The organism is Vitreimonas sp., assembly GCF_036392335.1.
Taxonomy (GTDB): domain Bacteria; phylum Pseudomonadota; class Alphaproteobacteria; order Caulobacterales; family Aquidulcibacteraceae; genus Vitreimonas.
Genome location: NZ_DASVYD010000069.1, coordinates 35,965 through 54,968 on the forward strand (window position 1 = coordinate 35,965; position 19,004 = coordinate 54,968).

Genomic DNA, 19,004 nt, shown 5'->3' on the forward strand with positions numbered 1-19,004 from the left:
CCGATCTAGCCGGCTTGTTTCACCCGCATGTACCATTCCACGAGACGACGCACTTGTCGCTCGGTATATCCACGCTCCGTCATGCGCAGCACGAATTCCTCGTGCTTCTTCTCGCTGTCGCTGTCCTTCTTGGAACCAAACGAGATCACCGGCAGCAAATCCTCGACTTGGCTAAACATGCGCCGTTCGATGACTTCGCGAATTTTCTCGTAAGACGTCCATGACGGATTTTTGCCGCCGTGGCTGGCGCGCGCGCGCAGCGTGAATTTGACGACTTCGTTGCGGAAATCCTTCGGATTGGCGATGCCAGCCGGCTTTTCGATCTTCGACAGCTCTTGGTTCAACAGTTCGCGATTCAGCAATTGGCCGGTGTCGGCGTCCTTGAAATCGATATCTTCGATCCAGGCGTCCGCATAGTCCACGTAGCGGTCGAACAAGTTCTGACCGTAATCGTGGTAACTTTCCAGATAGGCCTTCTGGATTTCATTGCCGATGAATTCGGCATAGCGCGGCGCCAAATCGGCCTTGATGAATTCGAGCAGCTTGCCTTCTTGCTCTTGCGGGAATTGCTCCCGGCGGATCGCCTGCTCCAGCACATACATGAGGTGCACGGGGTCGGCGGCGACTTCTTGCGTGTCGTGATTAAAGGTGGCGGCGAGCACCTTGAAGGCGAAGCGCGTCGAGATGCCGTCCATGCCTTCATCGACGCCAGCCGCGTCCTTGTATTCCTGGAGCGTGCGCGCTTTCGGATCGACCTCCTTCAAGCTCTCGCCATTGTAAACGCGCATCTTGGCGAACAGGTTCGAATTCTCGTGCTCCTTGAGCCGCGAAAGCACCGAAAACCGCGCCAGCATTTCCAAAGTCGCCGGCGCGCAGGGCGCCTCGGCCAATTCGGAGGTGCGCACCAGCTTCTCGTAAATCTTCTTCTCTTCGTCCACGCGCAGGCAATACGGCACTTTGATCACGTAGATGCGGTCGATGAAGGCCTCGTTGTTCTTGTTGTTCTTGAACGATTGCCATTCGGCCTCGTTCGAGTGGGCCATGATGATGCCCTGGAACGGGATCGCGCCGATATTCTCGGTGCCCACGTAATTGCCTTCCTGCGTCGCCGTCAGCAACGGATGCAGCATTTTGATCGGCGCTTTGAACATCTCGACGAATTCGAGCATGCCCTGGTTGGCGCGGTTCAAACCGCCTGAGTAGGAATACGCGTCCGGGTCGTTCTGCGCGTGCATTTCGAGTTTGCGAATGTCGACCTTGCCGACCAGCGAGCTGACGTCCTGGTTGTTGTCGTCGCCCGGCTCGGTCTTGGCGATTGCGATCTGGCGCAGGCGCGACGGCGTGACTTTGGCCACGCGGAATTTGGTGATGTCGCCGCCAAATTCGTCCAGGCGCTTCAAGCACCACGGACTCATCAGGCCGGTCAAACGGCGCATTGGGATGCCGTAATCTTCTTCGAGCTTGGCGCCCCACACTTCAGGATCGAACAGACCGAGCGGGTGCTCAAACACCGGACTCATCTGGTCCCCGGCCTTCAGAACATAGATCGGCTGATCTTCCATCAGCGCCTTCAGGCGTTCCGCGAGCGAGGACTTACCGCCGCCGACCGGGCCGAGCAGATAGATGATCTGTTTGCGCTCTTCCAAACCCTGCGCGGCGTGGCGGAAGAAGGCGACGATGCGCTCGATCGTCTCTTCCATGCCGTAGAATTCAGCAAAGGCCGGATAAAACCGGACCGTGCGGTTCATGAAGATCCGGCCGAGACGGGCGTCCTTGGATGTGTCGACCATCTTGGGTTCGCCGATCGCCGCAAGCAGCCGCTCGTGCGCGCTCGCGTACGCCATAGGCTCGGTTCGGCAGAGGCTTAGAAAGTCCTGCAGCGACATTTCCGCTTCGCGCCGCTGCTCGAAAGAGCGGGCATAGTTGCGAAAGATATCTTCAGACATCGTGCCTCCGTATCGCGCCCTCGGCCTCAGCTACCCATCCTACATAAGTGCCCCGGCCTGCCGATGCTTAACAAAATGACAACATGAATCTGGCGGCTTGAAGGTGAGCTTGCGGGCAAAACCGGCCGCACCGCCTCATTCGCAAGCACGAAGCATGACATGAATCGCGCACTTGGCAGCCTGCGACAGCCGATTTTTATCATCTCATTTACGATCTATGCCGTTTCGCCGCGGCGGCCATTGTCACAATTCGTGAGCGGCGCGCGATCACGCGGCAAAAGCTCCAATTTTACGCAGCCTTAAGCACGTTCGCGGCATGCCTGTTCGATCATGAGCGAACATTCCTGGGTTCTGACGGGCATTGATCCCGACACCCGCAGACGCGCGGAAGCCGAAGCCGCGCGCCTGGGTATGAGCCTAGGCGACTATCTCGCGCAGGCGATGACCGCGCCGCCGCCAGCGGCCCCATCGCGTCGCCCGCTACCGGAGCCGACAGCGTCTGCCGCACCGCAAAAAGACCATTTGGCGCTTCGCGTCCGTATTGAGGCGCTTGAGCGTCGTCTGGGCCTTTCCGTCAGCACGCTCGACACCACGGTTCAGGGTATTGATTCCACGGTGTTTGATCTGGCCCGTCGGCTTGATCAGGTGGAGATGCTCGCGACCGACGCCGCCGATGGCGTGGCGCGCGCGACGCAAGAGAGCGCCGGCAATTTCGGCCTCGTGCGCAAGCGCGTCGGTGATGCGGAACTGGCGCTGGGCGAACTGCGCACCACGCAAGATCAGATGCGCGCCGAGTTTGGGCTCTGGGGCGGCGATCTGGGGCGGCGCCTCGACAGCGTCGAGCGCGTCGCACACAGCGCCGCACACAATGCCGCCGAACTCGGCGATGGACAGGCGCAGGTGCGCGCCGATCTCGACGCCTGGAGCGAGGAGCTTGGCCGGCGCGTCGACGGTATTGAGCGTTTGGCGCACGGCGCGGCGTTAACCGCGGCCGATTTGAGCGACGCCCATGAAGAGCTGAAGCGCGCTGTCGCGTCGGACTTCCAGGAATTCGCCGAGGGCACTGACGAGCGGCTTGAAGCGGGCTTGGCCGACATCCGTCATACCGCCGCCCTCGCCGCGCAGCAGAGCGACGAGGCGCTGGCGCATCTCGTGCGCGACGTTGAAGATATGCGCAGCAATCTGGAAAACAGCATTGCGCGCAGCACCAATGAAACCCGCGCCCGCATGCAAGCGGCGTTCAGCGACGCCGCGGAACGGACCAGCGCGCTCGCCGAGAAGGTCGCCGGCGCCGAACGCACGGTCGCCCGGCTCGACGAGGACCTGCGCACGCGCCTTGACGATGTGGCCGAGACCACGCAGGCCGCCCTGGACGCCGCGACTGAAAGCCTGCGCCAAGCCGACGCCGACCTGCTCGCCGAGGTGGAGCGCGCACGCAAAGAGGCGACGGCCGCCGCCGAAGGTTGGCATGCCGACGTAGGCGCCGCGCTTGCCGAACTGCGCGAAAAACTGGAAACGCGCACGGCGCAAAACGAATACGCGATGCGCCAGCGCATCGACGCGTTGGCCGCACGCATTGTGCAAAACGAGGAACTCGCGGCCGAGGACCAGCGCCGGCTCGCCGCCGAGACTCATCGGGTCGAAGCCTGCACGATCGCGGCGCTCGAAAAAGTGGTCCAAGATGTCCGCGAATGTGACGCGGCGCTGGACGCCCGCTTGATTGAGGCCGAGGCCGCGGCGAAGGTGCTGCGCGCGACCGTTGACGACGACTTAGCCGAGCTGCGCCGCCGCCACGCCGAAGCGCTGGCGCGGCTGCAGGCGCTGGAGCAGATCGACTACAAGGCCGCGGCCGAGAGCGCCGTGGCTCCCATCCGCGAACGGCTGGCCGCGATCGAAAATTCCGAACGGCCGCTCGACGCCGAATTCACCGAGCGCCTGACGCGCTTGGAAGCGACGACGCTGAACACCGCCACGCACGACGCCTTGGCCGCCGCGCACGCGGACATGCTCGCGCGCGTCGCCGCACTCGAGGGCGCAAGCGCGGAAACGATTGATCGCATCGCTGGCGTGACGCGCTCCATTGGTCGCCTCGCCTCGCAGAACGCCGACGCGGTCGCCGACGCAAGCGAACGGCTGGAGAAACTGGAAAGCGGTCTCTCCGAGGGCTTGGCGGAAAATCATATCATCGCCGAGCTGCAATCCCGCATCGCCGAAATGGAGTCGCGCCAGGCCGACACGTTCGAGACGCTGCGCGAGAGCATTTCGACCTTCGTCAGCGCCAACGAACGTCGCTTTGCAGCACTAGAAGGTTCGGGATCGGAAGACTACGACCTTGCCAGCGCGTTCGAAGCGCTGCGTCAGCGGATGGAGGAGCGTATCCACGGCGTTGAGCAGCGCAGCGTACGCGCGCTAGAGCAAGTCGCCGACACAGTCTCGATTATCGAGCGGCGTTTTCACCAGTCCGAAGGCGACGCCAAGAGCGCTTAAGAAAACGCCGCCGAATAGTTCGGGCCGACATAGTGATCGACATCATACTCGACGTCGGAGGCCTGATACGACAGCAGCGTGCTCGCCGCTTCAAGCGCGCGATAAGCAGCCTCCTGCGCCAGCGAGACCAAAACCCCACGCCACGCCGGTGGCGCTGGCATCTTGCCCGCTTCGACCATCGCCAATTCGGTTTCCGTCGCGTTTAGGATACTGGGCAGCGTCTGCCGCCAAGCGCGACCGAAGAGGGCTTCGCCTGTCGCCGCAAGCTCCTGCGGCGTGATCGGGGGGAGCGCAAGTTCACGCATGTATGCGAGATTACGTCACAGGCATGGTTGGGAAGCATTTAATTTCGCTGCGCATTTCCAAACAAAACGGAGTTTTTCTGCGCGCCTTTACGCTTCTCTAACGGAGGTTGCGTTTTTTGAGCGCCCATGGCGCGACGCAATCGCATACTTCTTGGTGCGGCGTACGTAACCCTGTTCGCCCTAGGCGCTGCGGGGACCTTGGCGTTCATGCCGATGATGTCCGCAAGCGGAGAACAACGTAGCGGACCGCCCTCGGGCTATATTCGCGTCATCGATGGCGACACGCTCGAAGACATGAGCGCGGATATCACCTATCGGCTCGTGAATATCGACACGCCCGAGACGGGCAACCGCGCCAGCTGTCCCGCGGAGCGCGCGCAAGGCGAAGCCGCCACCCAAGCGGTGCGCGATCTGATCGCCGCGGCGCAGAGTTTCGAAGCGCGCCCCACCGGGCGCAGCGACTATTATGGGCGCACCATCGCTTATGTGCTGGTCGACGGCCGCGACTTGGGCGAAACGCTGATGGAAGAAGAACTCGCACGGCCTTGGCGCGGTCGGCGCTACCCCTGGTGCGATGCGTACGGCCAGTTGCTGCCCTAGGGGCATAATTGAGCGACGCCGGTTCGCGCTTCTACAATCCCCAAGATGTCAGACACGCCCACCACACCAGAAGCCATGCTCGCTCGCCTGAAGCAAAGCGTGCAGAAGTCGGGCTTCACCACTCTGCTCGCCGCGCAGCCCATCAGATGCTGGCAAGGCGAGTCCGAAATCCTACTCGAACTCCGGCCGGAGCTCACCCAGCATCACGGCTTCGCACACGGCGGCGTGATCGGCGCCTTGGCGGACAATGCGTGCGCGTGGGCGGCCGCGTCAGTCGCCGGGGACGTTGTTACCTCCAGCTATACGCTGCACTTTTTGGGCCCGGCGGTCGGCGACCGGCTGCGGGCGAAGGGACGCGTCATTCGCACGGGCCAGCGTCAGGTGACGGTTCAGGCCGATGTGTTCGTGGAAACAGCCGACGAAACAAAGCTTGTCGCCACGGCTTTGGCCACCATCGCCCGCGTCTGACGCTTATTCAGCGCACAAGCTTGCGCCGCTGGCGGGACCGCCATACGAAGCCGCCTCCTCCCACTATGATTAGGCCTTCCGCCATGTCCGCTATGGACGAACTAGTCGACATTCTCACCATCGAACCGATCGAGGTGAACCTGTTTCGCGGTCGTTCGCCGGCGGCGGATCGGATTCGCATCTTTGGCGGACAGGTCGTGGCCCAGGCGCTCACAGCAGCCTACAAGACCGTCGAAGGCCGCATCTGCCACTCGCTACAGAGTTATTTCATTCGCCCGGGCGATCCGAAGCAACCGGTCCTCTATCAGGTGGAACGATCGCGGGACGGAAAGAGCTTCGCGACGCGACGGGTGATTGCGATTCAAAAAGGCGAGCAGATCTTCAACCTCGCCTGCTCTTTTCAAGTCCCGGAGGACGGCTACGACCACGCTGACGAAATGCCGCCGGCGCCATTGCCGAACGAGGTGCCGGACGAGAACGAGCGCTGGCGCGAAATGTTCAAGGATCAGCCCGAGCAATTGAAGCATTGGGTGCGCGACCGGCCGATCGAGCTCCGGCCTGTGTCACCCGTCAATCTGCTCAAGCCCGAGCCCACCGGCTCTAGTCACCAAGTATGGTTCCGGGCGACGCGCGACCTGGGCGACGATGTCGCCATCAACCAGGTGCTGCTCGCCTATGCTTCCGACTATTCGTTGCTGGGCACGGCGATGCGGCCGCACGGCGCGTCGTGGATGTCGGGCGTGCAAACGGCCAGCCTCGACCACATCCTCTGGTTCCATCGCCCCACGAATTTCTCGCGCTGGCATCTTTATGTTCAAGATAGCCCTTCCGCCTCTGGTGCGCGCGGTTTCAATCGCGGCGCCATCTATCGTGAAGACGGCGTGCTGGTGGCGTCGGCCGCACAGGAAGGCCTGATCCGCCGCAGAGAATAGCGCTATGCAGGGACGCTAATTGGACGTTAGCCAACCCAAGCGTAAACTCCGCTACGTGATCAAGAAATGGGTCGATAACGAGGTCTATTTCGGACCTGACCGCCGTCAGCGCGACGGGGGTAAGCGCTGGGGCGATCGGCGCCGGCTTAACGATGCCGGCGAGCCGCCGCCGCTGGGCGCCGTATTGCGGCGCCTTCGGATCATGCTGACCGATCTTAACGATCCAGCGAAACGCCAGCGGGCGCAACAAATGATCAGCCTCGCCATTCTCGAAGCGAACCGCCTTGGCAATCCAAGAGCGGCCGATCAATTGCATCAATTAAGCCGCCTCATTTTGCTGAAGGCGCCATTGCCGGACCTCGAGGCAAAGCTGATGGAAGCGCAGCAGGTCGTTTAGGCCGTCGCCGCGCGCCATGCGCCCCACAGCGCGTCGCGGTGTGCGGGCGCGGCAATACCGATCAGCCGTTCCGCGCGCGCGTCATGGGTACAGGCGCGAATATCCGCCGCACCGTATTCGGTGACCACGATATCCACGTCGAACCGGCTAAGCGACACTGGCCCCCGCCCTGCGCACGGTGCAACGAGGCGACTTACGCCTCGCGCCGTAGAGGGTAAGACGATGATCCGCGTGCCGCCGGCGAGCCGAGCGCCGCGGGCGAAATCGAGCGATCCGCCGGGACCCGAGACAAAGCCACCAGGTGCGCGCTCGGCGTAGACTTGGCCGAATAGATCGACCTCAAGCGCCGCATTGATGGTGACGAGCTTTTCCTGCCCGGCGAGCACGCTCGGCGCGTGCGTGTAGGACACGGGCTGGAAAGCAAAGCGCTCTGAGCGCACGGCGCTGTAGAGACGCGACGTCCCCAGGGCGAGCCCGGCCGTGATGGCGGCGTCGGCTGCGAGTGCGCCGGCATCGATGAGATCGACCGCCCACTCGCCAACGAACCCGGTATGGAGGCGCAATCCTCGCTTGCGTGTCAGCGCGCGCATGCACGCACTTGGGGCCTTGCCGATTCCTGTCTGGATCCTGGCGCCGTCCACAACGAGTTCCGCGACATGGGCGCCAATCGCGCGCGCAGTCTCGTCGTCTGGCGGGTCGCGCAATTCAATCAGCGGCGCGTCGGCCTCGATTGTATGTGTGAGCTGATCGAATGGCATGCCGATATGGCCGCGTGTGTGCGGCATCGACGGATTGATGTGCGCGATACGGAGCGGTATCCGCGGCCAAAGGTCGGCAAGAAAGTCGACCGCGACGCCGAAGCCGCAATATCCGTCCGCGTTCGGCAGCGACGCCGTGAAGAGCGCAGCGTCGATAGGAAGCGCCGCGAGATACGAGAGGATGTCATTGTAGCCTAAGGGCAGAAAATGCGCGCCAGCGGCCTTGAGCTCCGGCGTCAGAAAGAAGGTTGTGAACGCCCCGCCATAAGCGTTGCAGTTCACGCCGGGCAGCATGACGCCAACGAAGCTAAGATCGCGCCGTGCGGATAGGCCCGCTTCGATCGCATGCGCGATTAGGCGCGACTCGCCTGCTCCGCCCTGCACCAACACGCGTGCGCCGCGCGGCAACGCGTCCAGCACGCTCTCCGCGCCGATCGCGCGCGGCACTTAGGCGCGCTCAAACACGGCGGCGAGACCTTGGCCGCCGCCGATGCACATCGTCTCCAGACCGTAGCGGCCCTGGCGACGATGCAGTTCGCGCACGAGATTGGCGAGGATGCGTCCGCCGGTGGCGCCGATCGGATGGCCGAGCGAAATGCCGGAGCCGTTGACGTTGAGCTTGTCGCGATCGTCCCAATTCCAGCCCTTCAGCACCGCCAGCACCTGCGGCGCGAACGCTTCGTTGAGTTCGACCAGATCGATATCTTTCCAACCGAGACCGTTGCGCTTGAACAGCCGCTCCACCGCCGGCACTGGACCGATGCCCATGCGCGACGGCTCGCACCCCGCGGCCGCCCAGGAATGGAACCACGCGAGCGGTTCGAGCTTCAATTCGGCAAGCTTGTCTTCGGCGACGACCAGACATGCGGCGGCCGCGTCGTTTTGTTGGCTCGCATTCCCCGCGGTGACGACGCCGCCCTTCTCGATGGGCCGAAGCGCGCCGAGCGTCTCCATCGACGCATCGGGGCGAAAGCCTTCGTCCTTGCTGAAAAGAGCAGGTTCGCCCTTCTTCTGCGGCACGGGCACGGGCACAAGTTCGTCGGCGAACTTGTTCTCCGCCCAAGCGGTGGTCGCACGCTTATGGCTCATCACCGCGTATTCGTCGGCCTGCTCGCGCGTGATGTTGTAGTCCTTAGCGAGATTTTCCGCCGTTTCGATCATCCCACTGATGACGCCAAAGCGCGAGATCGGCTGCGACATGACGCGGCCGCGCGACAGGCGGTCATACATCACGGATTCGCCGGCGCGCGCGCCTTTGCGCAGATCGGTGGAGTAATACTCAACATTGCTCATGCTCTCGACGCCGCCGGCGATGACGACGTCGGCGACGCCGGTTTGCACCATCATCGCGGCGTCGATCACCGCTTGCAGACCAGAACCGCAACGCCGATCGAGCTGATACCCGGGCACGCTTATCGGAAAATCGGCGGCGAGCAGCGACCAGCGCGCGATGCACGGCGCTTCGCCATTGCCGTAGCCTTGGGCGAAAATCACATCGTCGACACGTTCGGGATCGAGCTTGGTGCGCTCAATTAGCGCCCGCAAAATCACCGCGCCGAGTTCTCCGGCGGGCATGGAGGCCAGCGCGCCCTGGAATTTGCCGACGGGGGTGCGAAGGGGACTGACGATCGCGGCTCTGCGCATGGCGTTCCTCACTGTTCGCCACAGGCTTAGTCGCCGCTCCGCTGATCGGCAATGGCGCCGCTACGTCGCCAGCGCAGCCTCGATGGCGGCGCGAATCTCAGCCGAGGTGGGCGTCACGTTCGACGGAAACGCGGCGACGATGCGGCCCTCGCGGTTGATCAGGAGCTTATGGAAATTCCATTGCGGCACCGCGGCTTCGCCAAACTCCGCGCGCGCCCAGCGATAGAACGGATGCGCGTTGTCACCAACCACATCGGTCTTGGCGGCCATCGGGAAGGTCACCCCGAAGTTCAGTGCGCAGAATTCCTGGATCTCTTGCGCCGATCCCGGCTCCTGCCCGGCGAAATTGTTCGCGGGCACGCCCAGCACCTCGAAGCCGCGCTCATGATACTCGGTGTAGATATCTTGAAGCCCGGCATATTGCGGCGTGAACCCGCAGCGCGACGCCGTGTTCACGACCAGCACGACGTCGCCTTGAAACGCGGTCATTGGAACGCGTTCCGCAACAAGACCATCGAACACGAACTGGTAGGCCGTGTCGTCGGTCGTCGGCGCTGGCGCAGCGGCGAATTGGGCGCGCTGTGCAGCGACGGCGGCGTTGACCGCTTCGGTGCGTTCCGCCGCAATTTCAGCCGTAGGCGGCTCCGGCGCGCGGCTGCATGCCGCCACAGCCAAAACAAGAACAACGATCAGGTCTCGCGCGCGCATAAGGCCTCCTTGCCCCATATACGCGCCAGTCCGCCGTCAGGATGCAGGGAATGTCAAATGAAGGGATGGTGCGCCTAGGTGACTCGCGCACATAAAAAATCCGCTGATTTGTCCGCGCGTTACTTAAGTCAAGCAAAGCGCGATTTCCCAACATTCCCAACACGCTGAAAGTGTTCTCGTGTTCCAGTCGCAAACCGTGACCAGCCTGGAGCCGGAAACGACACCTTTTGCGCCTCAGACACCTCAATTCGCAGCAGCGTGGGATCAGCGATCGTATATCACTGCCGCGACGAAACCGCTAGGGCGTGTTGCGTTCTCTGCGGTCCGCCCTGCACCGCGAGCAGCAGCCACCTTAATTGTTCGCGATCCAAACGCCGGACGGCCCCGCCCTCTATCATTCGGCCCTGCTGGAAACGGACGCCGGGCACGACGCCATCCTTCAGCCGCCGTGCGACCGTCGCGCGTGAGACGCCGAAGCAGCGACGAATGTCCTGATAGGTGAACCAGAGCTTCTCCGGCGGCAACGCGGCGATCGAGCGGTCCACTTGTTTGATGACTTCGGTGGAATAATCCGGGAGATCCTCGGTCGTGATCACGCGAACTGGCGCAACTGGCTGGCGCATGTGCGTTAATGCGTTGGAGCCTTTGCTAGCGATCCGCTCGCGAGCGACCTCATGCTGAGAAGGATCAGCGATCCTATCGTGCTCGACTGTCTCCAGATCGAAAATGCTAAGCTGAAGCGTATCTGTCTTTGCAGGCGCGCTTCCCGATCGTGCATGCATGGCCTTGTCCCCTTGATCCGATCTGAGACGGGCCAGTTAGCCACAGATCGAACGAGCAGGCACCGGGGCGCGTTATGCTAGGCGCTTCCGCGTTATTCGGGCGTCAGCGCAGCGAGGGCCTCAACTTATTTCGACGCCATGCGAGCGCATGCCCGCTCCCGCGAAGAACAAAGCAATCGGCGGAATAACGCGGAAAAAGACGAAGGAGTGAAGGCAAGATAAACCGCACTGCGTGCTCGGTCTCACGCGCTTGAAAGCGCTCGTGAAAAACCAAGGTGCACAGGGCCCGCAACAATGTGGAACACGGTGCGGACAAAGCGGCGCCGAATTTACCTCTGAAGCCAGGGAGAGCGTCGGATGAGCGTCACAAGTTTCAGCACATTGTTCGCCGCGAACGTGTCGAACGACGCGCTCCCGCTGCTCGCATGGAGCGATGACGAATTGCGCGGGCGCTTCGGCCATGGCGGAAAACAAGAACGCGCGGCGAAACTCTCAAAGGGTCTCGATGCGCGCTTGGGCGCGCGGCGCCGCTTCGGCTTTGGCGAGAGCAAGCGATCATCGGGCGGCGGCGGCTTCGACATGCGCCAGCGGGCGGTGGTGAAGATCCATTTCTTCGGCCATGGCGGCGGCGGTGCGGCCGCCCTTGGCGCCCATATGCGCTACGTCGCCCGCGACGCCGCCCAGCGCGACCCAGAGCTTGAGCCGGAACGGGAACAAGAGCGGGCGCGGGAGCGCGACCAGGCGCGCCTCAAGCGCGAGAGCGAGCTTGAGGCGCATACCCGCTACCTGACCCGCGAGGAGCGCGGACCGGTGTTCTACGACGCCCTGGAAGACCAGGTCGACGGACGCGCGCGGGCGCAGGTCTGGGGCCGCGAGGACAAGCGTCATTTCCGCATCATCCTCTCGGCCGAAGAAGGCGAGCGCCTCAACGACCTGAAGCCCTATGTGCGCGAAGTGATGGAGCGCTCTGAAACGGTGCTCGGCAGGCAATTGGAATGGGTCGCGGTCGACCATTGGGACACTGACAATCCCCACACCCACATCCTGCTGCGCGGGCGGGCGCGCGGCGGTCGTCCCCTCGTCCTGCCCCGGGAATTTGTCCGGCACGGCATGCGCTATATCGCACGCGAAGTGGCCACCGCGCGGCTGGGCGAACGCGCGCGCAGCCAGGAACGCGAGGCGCTGGAGCGGGAGGCGCGCGCCCATCGCCCTACCCGGCTCGACGCACTGATTGCGCGGCAGATCGATGCCGAGGGGCAATTGCGGCTAAGCCGGCTGCGTGCGCCCGATCGCGATCCGGACGTCACCAAGGCGCTGAAAGCACGTGCGCGGGAATTACAGCGGCTTGGCCTGGCCGACGAGACAAGGCGCAACGTGCTGACATTCTCTGCCCCGTGGCGCGACAGGTTGAGCGAGCTTGAGATGCATCTCGATATCCGCAAGCGGCTCAAGATGGAGCGACGGCGCGAGGCCCCGCTCCGTCAGATCAAGCCGCCGACGCTCGGGCGAGGTCAGGGTCTGGAGCGATGAGGATCGGGGGCTGCATCCCAACAACGGACCTAACGCTTGAACACTGCAAAGCAGACAGGCCTCGTCCGCTTGTCGACAGGAGCGGACACTTATTGATCCGCGCATTGAGCATCTTGGCCTGTAGTCTTGACGCCAGCTCGCACAGCCTTCTCACTGCGCCAGCGAAGCGCCTCCGCTAGGCGCGTCGGTCGCAAATCCAAGGTAGACGCCAAGCCGCGACCACGGTGAAGGCGACGCGCAAGCGTCGACGTCCAGCGCGCGATCAAGCAGTGGCGCGGCCCGGTAATCACCGTCGGAGAACCTCGCCACGACTCCCGAGAGCGCACTAGAGCACGTCAATCGACGCAATTGCGGACGAGCAGCCGATAACGCCGGATGAAGCTCCCAGATGCGCGCCTCGCCGCCGCCTGATACAACAACGATGCGGGCGAGATCGGGACCTATCCCGTCGACAGAGCTGAAGAACCCATCGGGACCTCGCAGCACCGCAACTTCGCGCCCACTATGCACGTCCCACACCCGCATCGTCCCATCATGTGCGAGCAGGCTCACCACGCGCGTGCCGTTTGCGCCGAACACGGCACTTTGCACAGGACCTTCATGTCCGCGGAGGGACGCAATTTGGCGTCCGTTCGTGCTATCCCACACCCGGACGGTCCCATCATCGGACGCGGTTACAACGTGCGATGCATCCGCATTAAACGCAGCGCTAAAAACAGCGCCTTCGTGTCCGCGAAGGCGAGCGATCTCACGCCCGCTCGCCGCGTCCCAGACCCGCGACGTGTTGTCAGATGATGCGGTGACGATGAGCGCGCCGTTGGCACTCGCCGCAGCGGTGAGAACGAAGTCCGTGTGGCCAGCCAAAACAGCGATCTCACGTCCGCTCGCTGTATCCCAGACACGGGCCGTCCGGTCGAATGACGTCGTTACAACTCGCGATGCATCATGGCTGAACACGACGCTTGAAATTTCGCCCCCATGTCCGCGCAAAGCGATTTCTTCGCCGCTCTGTGTGTCCAATAAGCGCACGACGCCATCGGCGGCGGCGGTGGCGAGTTGGGTCGCGTCCGGGTTGAAGGCCCGGACCGCGCCCTCATAGCCCTGCCGAAGCGCAATCTGTCGGCCGCTGGCGGCGTCCCACACGCGCACGCTGTTATCGGAGAAAGTCGCCACGCGGGTGTCGTTGGCGGCGAAGGCCACGCCCAGAACGGGCGCCTCATGCCCTGCTAGAACGGCCACCGAACGCCGGCGTGCCGCGTCCCACACGCGGGCTGCGCCATCCTCGGACGCTGTAACGATCAGCGCTCCGCTCCGACCCAGCGCCGCGGCCGTCACTCGACCTGCATGTCCTTCGAGTCGGCGTGTCACATTGGCGGCGGCGCTCCACACGCGCACGCTGCCATCGTCGGACGCTGTTACAACGCGCCTGCCGTTTGGACTGAACGCAGCAGCGTTTGCGGGACCTTCATGGCCGCGCAGCGCCGCGAGTTCGTGACCATTGCTGGCGTCCCAAATGCGAGCCGTCCCGTCGCGGGATCCAGTGACAATACGCTCGCCGCCGGGGCTGAAGGCAAGATCCCGCACCGAGTCCTCATGACCGCGCAACACGGCGACCTCAGCCCCGCTCGCAGCCTCCCACACGCGCACTATTCCCGAGAGCGTGACCTCCTCCAACCCGCTGGCTCGATCCCTTACGCGCGAGGTTTCTTCGTCCGCAGCCGTAGCCAGCCGGGCGCTGTCGGGGCTGAACGCCGCGCCTCTAACAGCGCCACCGCCTCCAGAGATGACAGCGATCTCTTGCGCTGTCATGGCGTTCCACAATCGCGCCGTGCGATCATCGCTCACGGTGACAACGCGCGCGCCATCCGGGCTGAACACAGCACTTAAGACGCGCCGCTCATGGCCGCGCAGCACTGCGATTTCGCGCCCGTTCGCTGCATCCCAAATCCGCGCCGTCTCGTCTGCGGAGGCTGTGACGATACGCAGGCCATCGCTACTGAACGCAGCGCTCTGCACGCCCCGCTCGTGGCCGCGCAGTATGATGATTTCTCGCCTGCTCGCCAGATCCCAGACCCGCGCCGTGTCATCCGCCACGAATAGGACGCGCGCCCCGTCCGGACTGAATGAGGCGCTAGATACAAAGCCGTCAACGACGCGGAAAACCGCAAGCTGGCGGCCGGTCGTTGCGTCCCAGACGCGGGCAGCGTCGTTGCCCGAGGTGGTGACAATTCGAGCGCCATCGGCGCTGAACGCGGCTTCTCCTACGACCTCATCGGCACTGACCTGCAAAGCTGCGATCAGGCGACCAGTTGCGCCGTCCCACACGCGCGCCGCGCCATCGTCGGAGGCAGTCACGATGCGTGTACCGTCCGGGCTGTACGCGGCAACTCTAACCGGGCCCTCATGAAGCAAATGCACGCCAGCAGAGTAGGACGCAGCAACCGCGCGCCGCAGCTCTGCCTCGGCTCCACTGGCGTCAAAGCCGATGAATGGCGTATCGGCGCCATCGAGCGCCACGAGCGCATAGCGCGCGGCGCGATCATAAAGCCCCTGGTCCGAGGCAACCCTTGCCAGCTCCATCAAGGTTGCCGCGCGCTGGGCGCCAAGACCCGAGATCAGCCGTGCTGCACCCAGGCCGGCAACTAACACGATCATGGCGGCGGCCACGACGAGCGCCCCGATGCCGAGTTGCAGACGACGCATGCGGCGCAAACGCAAACGCTCGCGCGCAAACGCGGCGGTCTCGCTTGCGCGCGAAGCCTGCAGATAGGCTGTCAAAACCTCTGGCACGACTGGCGCGAGCGGCTGACGCCGACCGAGCCACGCTTCAGACGCCGCGAGCACTTCGCCTCGCTGCAACGCAGCGTCTTTTCGGCCCTCCGCGTTCCAGTGCGACGCGAGTTCGACCAGTCGTGTATGCTCACGCACCCAGGCAATGTCGACATCACACGCCGCGTAGAGCCGCGGAAGGGCCTCCTCGAATGGCGCATCGCCGTCGACAAAAATGTAGTTGAGCCGCGCCAGTTGCGCGGGGACCAAATCGTCTTCGATGCGTTTCAAACAGAGCGGAATGAGCCGTTTGCCCAATTCGACAGTGCGCAGAGTCTCCCAGCCGCAAATCGGTGATGCAACAGAATCGGGCGACACAACGAACACGACGACATCGGCGCGCAGGATCAGCGCATCAAGGCGTTCCTTCCATGCTTCGCCGCCCGATATATCCTCGCGGTCAAGCAGCGTGTCATAGCCTTTGGCGTCAAGCGCTTGGGCAAGACGATCGACGAATGCCTGGTCCTTGCGGGAATAGGAAATAAAGACGCGCGTGCGCGGCGCAGCCCCGGCAATGACCCCGTCCTGCATAATCTCCCCCACCGGCGCCGGAGCAGGAAACACTCTCCACTCACTTCTTGCAAGCATGCGAGCCCGTTCGGCGTGACCGCCACGAGCGAGCCCCTTCACGCGCCGACCGCCGAGGCCCGTGGGACCCAAGACTCGCGCTGATGAGCCAGCACCGCGCGCTCGTTACATCCCCAAGCCGCCTGCAACGCTGCACCGGGAGATATAGCGCCAGTTTCCCATCGTTGCGCCGCATAATGACCAAGGATCGACGTCGATCCCCGAAGAGGCATCCGATACATCTCAACAACAGCCCTTCGCGTTTTTAGATCGCAAAGCGGAAATCCAACGTCTGAAGATCGCCGACTGCGGCCCGCCCAGCTGTTACTGTCGTGCAATCGAGAACGGACGAGTCTGGCCACCGGTGAACCGCATTTCGCCTGAGAGGCAAAACGGGTCGCCTACCCCGCTCCAAGTACGGTCCCCGAAGGTTAGCCGCACCTCACGCCCCTCTAGAGACCATGTTCCTTCTTCTCGATCGCCTCGCGTCAGCGTCTCAGTCGCCGCTCGCCCCTGATACTCGAGTGTAACCTGGATAAGAGTTTCGATAGGGAATTGGCTCGATGTTAGCTCGTCGCAATTGAGGTCCCAATATCCCTTCCAGTCTCCGATGAGCACGCGCTCTGATAGCGGCGAGGAATTGCCGGGCAGCGCCGCGTCGGCCCCCACTGGCGCCACGTCCTGAGGCGCGGGCTCCACCATCGGTGATTGTCTCTGCGCCGGCTCAGAATCTTGCGTGGGCTGCCAGCGCAATGTGTTGAACGTAGCGACAGCCAGCGCGACAATGGCGACAGCAGCGAACAGAATAAGCGGTCCAGTTTGGCGCGTTCGTAGCGGCTTACGTGCGCTCCCGATGGCGCCGAGATCGAGCGAGCCGGAGCGCATGCTTACGCGCAAGGCCGCGGCGAGGCGGTCGATATCAATTCGGAAGTCCGGATCGCGTCGGATCATTGCGGCGTTGAGGTGCAGGATTGGCTGAAGCGTATCGGGCAGATATTCCGCGCGTGGCATCTGCGCGCCATTGACGAGCACTGGCACGACCTGCAGATCGGGAGTGGCCAACGCGGTCTCTGCCTCGATGCGCACCAAGTCTTCCGGATCATCAAGTCGCCGAGAGCCATCCCGCGCGTCGACCCAATTGGGCCCGATCAATATCAACGCGACCCGGCAGCGTGGCAGTATGCCTCTTATGTAGTTGCGGAAATTTGCACCAACCGGAATGCTGTCGACATCCTTGAAAATGCGCTCACGCCCAAACCGCGCTTCCAACGCATCGTAGATGCGGCCGGCGACGTCAGCAGTGTCATCGCGCCGATAGCCGATGAAGATCGCTTCTCCCGCCATGCCTCGCCCTCACGGCTTCCACCAGCTGCGCGGCGACCCGACGAGTATCGGGCGTTCGGTAGCTTGCCAACCACGCCTTTGGGCGATGTTATCGAGGACCGGCCGCGAGCGCTATCTCCGTGCCTTGCGGATATCTTGGTTTGTCTCTTTGCTGAAGCATTCGGGCGCGTCCGCTTCGGGCTGGCCTCAGAAACTTCAACGAGCCGCGCGGCGAGCAATTCCAATAACGGTCCTTCGGGTTTTGACGTCGCAAAGCGGAAATCCAACTCTGAAAATCGCCGATTGCGGTCACGCGAATTCACGCCATCTCCATCGATGAGCGTAATCGTGACGACACGCGGTCGACGAACCGCGCTTTCGATGCAGCGTTTGCGCGTGAACCAGGGTTGGCGTAGCCTCGCGGCCCTGAGCCTGGGGGGAGAAGCATGAGCGAGCTGACGCCGGATCGCATCATCCAGACGGGCCTTGGTTTCTGGGCCTCCAAATCGCTGCTGTCGGCGGTCGAGCTTGGGCTTTTCACGACGCTCGCGGACAAGGCGATGACCGGTGAAGAGCTGAACGCCGCACTGGGACTCCATGCGCGCGCCAATCCGGATTTCTTCGACACTTTGCTGGCGCTGGGCTTTCTGGAGCGCGATGGCGAGGGCCCCAGCGCGCGCTATCGCAACACGCAGGAGACAGCGGCTTTTCTCGATCGCAGCAAGGCTTCCTATGTCGGCGGCATTCTGGAGATGGCGAATGCGCGGCTCTACCGCTTCTGGGGCGATCTCACCGAGGCGCTGAAAACCGGCAAGCCGCAAAACGAGATGAAGAACGGCGGCAAGTCGATGTTTGGCGAGCTCTACGCCGATCCGGCGCGGCTCGAGCAATTCATCGAAGCGATGACCGGCGTTTCGACCGCCAACTTCATGGCGCTGGCGGAGAAGTTCGACTTCTCCAGGTACAATACGCTCTGCGATGTCGGCGGTGCAGCCGGCGTGCTCTCGATCATGGTGGCCTCGCGCCACAAGCACATCGCTTGCATCAGCGCCGACTTGCCTGAAGTCTCCCCCATCGCGCAGCGCAAAATCGCGCGCTTTGGCCTGACGGATCGGGTTCAAACGAAGGACATCGACTTCTTCGCCGATCCCCTGCCCAAGGCGGATGTGATCACCATGGGCATGATCCTGCACGACTGGAATCTCGACAATAAGATGATGCTGATCCGCAAGGCGTACGCGGCGCTGCCCGAAGGCGGCGCGTTCATCGCGGTGGAATCGCTGATCGACGACGCGCGACGCCAGAACGCCTTCGGCCTCATGATGTCGCTCAACATGCTGATCGAGTTCGGCGAAGCGTTCGACTTCACCGGCGCCGATTTCACGCGCTGGTGCAAGGCGGCCGGGTTCAAGCGCACCGAGATTATTCCGCTGGCCGGGCCAGCGAGCGCGGCGGTGGCGTATAAGTAAGCAAGTCGGGGGCTGCCGCCTTCGCCCAGAGTGCGCGCGTACGGATCGAGCGTGAAGGCGGCTTTTCCGCGCCTTACGCCGAACTCGTCGGGCAGGCGTTTCGCCAATACGCCGACATCGATCCCCAGCATCAGACGCACCCGAGCGACGTCGCCGAAGCCGTGTGGCGGGCGACCACCCACCCTGCCTGCCCTCGACGGCTTCCAGCTGGCGCTGACGCTATCGCGTGGGCCGAGGGCCGCTAGAGGCTGGGGCTTCG

General features: G+C 63.3%; 15 protein-coding genes. 7 read left to right on the plus strand and 8 right to left on the minus strand.

Annotated features, from left to right (window positions below; all coding sequences use genetic code 11):
* Positions 1 to 5: 5 nt before the first annotated feature.
* Positions 6 to 1,946 (minus strand): PrkA family serine protein kinase, encoded by a 1,941-nt coding sequence (locus VF769_RS16300; protein ID WP_331009489.1) that lies wholly within the window; start codon positions 1,944 to 1,946, stop codon positions 6 to 8.
* A 330-nt stretch (positions 1,947 to 2,276) separates the two neighbouring features.
* Between VF769_RS16300 and VF769_RS16305 the strand changes: the two genes are divergently transcribed.
* Positions 2,277 to 4,433, plus strand: a complete 2,157-nt coding sequence (locus tag VF769_RS16305) for a hypothetical protein (protein WP_331009490.1) — start codon at positions 2,277 to 2,279, stop codon at positions 4,431 to 4,433.
* Here VF769_RS16305 and VF769_RS16310 read toward each other — a convergent pair.
* On the minus strand, positions 4,430 to 4,738 hold the full coding sequence (locus tag VF769_RS16310) for a hypothetical protein (RefSeq protein WP_331009491.1): 309 nt from the start codon (positions 4,736 to 4,738) through the stop codon (positions 4,430 to 4,432). The genes VF769_RS16305 and VF769_RS16310 overlap by 4 nt on opposite strands.
* Positions 4,739 to 4,864: 126 nt before the next feature.
* Here VF769_RS16310 and VF769_RS16315 point away from each other — a divergent pair, with 126 nt between their 5' ends.
* The 4 genes from VF769_RS16315 (at position 4,865) to VF769_RS16330 (ending at position 7,135) form a co-directional block, all read left to right on the plus strand.
* Positions 4,865 to 5,338: a thermonuclease family protein gene (locus VF769_RS16315; RefSeq protein WP_331009492.1), complete on the plus strand. Its 474-nt coding sequence runs from the start codon at positions 4,865 to 4,867 to the stop codon at positions 5,336 to 5,338.
* A gap of 45 nt (positions 5,339 to 5,383) precedes the next feature.
* Complete coding sequence (locus tag VF769_RS16320; RefSeq protein ID WP_331009493.1) at positions 5,384 to 5,806, plus strand: PaaI family thioesterase; 423 nt, start codon at positions 5,384 to 5,386, stop codon at positions 5,804 to 5,806.
* Between the two features lie 83 nt (positions 5,807 to 5,889).
* Positions 5,890 to 6,738 carry an acyl-CoA thioesterase II gene (locus tag VF769_RS16325; protein ID WP_331009494.1) on the plus strand — a complete coding sequence of 283 codons (849 nt, stop codon included), beginning with the start codon at positions 5,890 to 5,892 and terminating at the stop codon, positions 6,736 to 6,738.
* 19 nt (positions 6,739 to 6,757) lie between these two features.
* Complete coding sequence (locus VF769_RS16330) at positions 6,758 to 7,135, plus strand: hypothetical protein (RefSeq protein ID WP_331009495.1); 378 nt, start codon at positions 6,758 to 6,760, stop codon at positions 7,133 to 7,135.
* On the opposite strand, the gene VF769_RS16335 is transcribed toward VF769_RS16330, so the two are convergent.
* The 4 genes from VF769_RS16335 to VF769_RS16350 all read right to left on the minus strand — a co-directional run bounded on the left by VF769_RS16335 (position 7,132) and on the right by VF769_RS16350 (position 10,868).
* A complete protein-coding gene (locus tag VF769_RS16335; RefSeq protein ID WP_331009496.1) occupies positions 7,132 to 8,340 on the minus strand; it encodes an acetyl-CoA hydrolase/transferase family protein in 1,209 nt (402 codons plus the stop codon). The two genes, VF769_RS16330 and VF769_RS16335, sit on opposite strands and share 4 nt — an antisense overlap.
* Positions 8,341 to 9,537 carry an acetyl-CoA C-acetyltransferase gene (locus VF769_RS16340; protein WP_331009497.1) on the minus strand — a complete coding sequence of 399 codons (1,197 nt, stop codon included), beginning with the start codon at positions 9,535 to 9,537 and terminating at the stop codon, positions 8,341 to 8,343.
* A gap of 60 nt (positions 9,538 to 9,597) precedes the next feature.
* Positions 9,598 to 10,245, minus strand: a complete 648-nt coding sequence (locus VF769_RS16345; RefSeq protein ID WP_331009498.1) for a glutathione peroxidase — start codon at positions 10,243 to 10,245, stop codon at positions 9,598 to 9,600.
* 278 nt (positions 10,246 to 10,523) lie between these two features.
* Entirely contained in the window at positions 10,524 to 10,868 is a 345-nt protein-coding gene (locus VF769_RS16350) for a hypothetical protein (protein WP_331009499.1), read from the minus strand.
* A gap of 672 nt (positions 10,869 to 11,540) precedes the next feature.
* Between VF769_RS16350 and VF769_RS16355 the strand changes: the two genes are divergently transcribed.
* Positions 11,541 to 12,557, plus strand: a complete 1,017-nt coding sequence (locus VF769_RS16355) for a hypothetical protein (RefSeq protein WP_331009500.1) — start codon at positions 11,541 to 11,543, stop codon at positions 12,555 to 12,557.
* A 150-nt stretch (positions 12,558 to 12,707) separates the two neighbouring features.
* Here the strand turns inward: VF769_RS16355 and VF769_RS16360 are convergent, their stop codons facing one another.
* Both VF769_RS16360 and VF769_RS16365 read right to left on the minus strand, forming a co-directional pair.
* Positions 12,708 to 15,917 carry a toll/interleukin-1 receptor domain-containing protein gene (locus VF769_RS16360; RefSeq protein WP_331009501.1) on the minus strand — a complete coding sequence of 1,070 codons (3,210 nt, stop codon included), beginning with the start codon at positions 15,915 to 15,917 and terminating at the stop codon, positions 12,708 to 12,710.
* Positions 15,918 to 16,277: 360 nt separating this feature from the next.
* Positions 16,278 to 17,297 carry a TIR domain-containing protein gene (locus VF769_RS16365; RefSeq protein ID WP_331009502.1) on the minus strand — a complete coding sequence of 340 codons (1,020 nt, stop codon included), beginning with the start codon at positions 17,295 to 17,297 and terminating at the stop codon, positions 16,278 to 16,280.
* 425 nt (positions 17,298 to 17,722) lie between these two features.
* Here VF769_RS16365 and VF769_RS16370 point away from each other — a divergent pair, with 425 nt between their 5' ends.
* The gene (locus VF769_RS16370; RefSeq protein WP_331009503.1) at positions 17,723 to 18,745 is read left to right on the plus strand and encodes a methyltransferase; all 1,023 of its coding nucleotides are present in this window, start codon (positions 17,723 to 17,725) and stop codon (positions 18,743 to 18,745) included.
* Positions 18,746 to 19,004 lie beyond the last annotated feature (259 nt).

Bases quoted from the DNA above. Each gene is read 5' to 3' on its own strand.
- VF769_RS16300 (WP_331009489.1), bottom strand. From the start codon at position 1,946: ATGTCTGAAGATATCTTTCGCAACTATGCCCGCTCTTTCGAGCAGCGG.
- VF769_RS16305 (WP_331009490.1), top strand. From the start codon at position 2,277: ATGAGCGAACATTCCTGGGTTCTGACGGGCATTGATCCCGACACCCGC.
- VF769_RS16310 (WP_331009491.1), bottom strand. From the start codon at position 4,738: ATGCGTGAACTTGCGCTCCCCCCGATCACGCCGCAGGAGCTTGCGGCG.
- VF769_RS16315 (WP_331009492.1), top strand. From the start codon at position 4,865: ATGGCGCGACGCAATCGCATACTTCTTGGTGCGGCGTACGTAACCCTG.
- VF769_RS16320 (WP_331009493.1), top strand. From the start codon at position 5,384: ATGTCAGACACGCCCACCACACCAGAAGCCATGCTCGCTCGCCTGAAG.
- VF769_RS16325 (WP_331009494.1), top strand. From the start codon at position 5,890: ATGTCCGCTATGGACGAACTAGTCGACATTCTCACCATCGAACCGATC.
- VF769_RS16340 (WP_331009497.1), bottom strand. From the start codon at position 9,537: ATGCGCAGAGCCGCGATCGTCAGTCCCCTTCGCACCCCCGTCGGCAAA.
- VF769_RS16345 (WP_331009498.1), bottom strand. From the start codon at position 10,245: ATGCGCGCGCGAGACCTGATCGTTGTTCTTGTTTTGGCTGTGGCGGCA.
- VF769_RS16350 (WP_331009499.1), bottom strand. From the start codon at position 10,868: ATGCGCCAGCCAGTTGCGCCAGTTCGCGTGATCACGACCGAGGATCTC.
- VF769_RS16360 (WP_331009501.1), bottom strand. From the start codon at position 15,917: ATGCAGGACGGGGTCATTGCCGGGGCTGCGCCGCGCACGCGCGTCTTT.
- VF769_RS16365 (WP_331009502.1), bottom strand. From the start codon at position 17,297: ATGGCGGGAGAAGCGATCTTCATCGGCTATCGGCGCGATGACACTGCT.
- VF769_RS16370 (WP_331009503.1), top strand. From the start codon at position 17,723: ATGAGCGAGCTGACGCCGGATCGCATCATCCAGACGGGCCTTGGTTTC.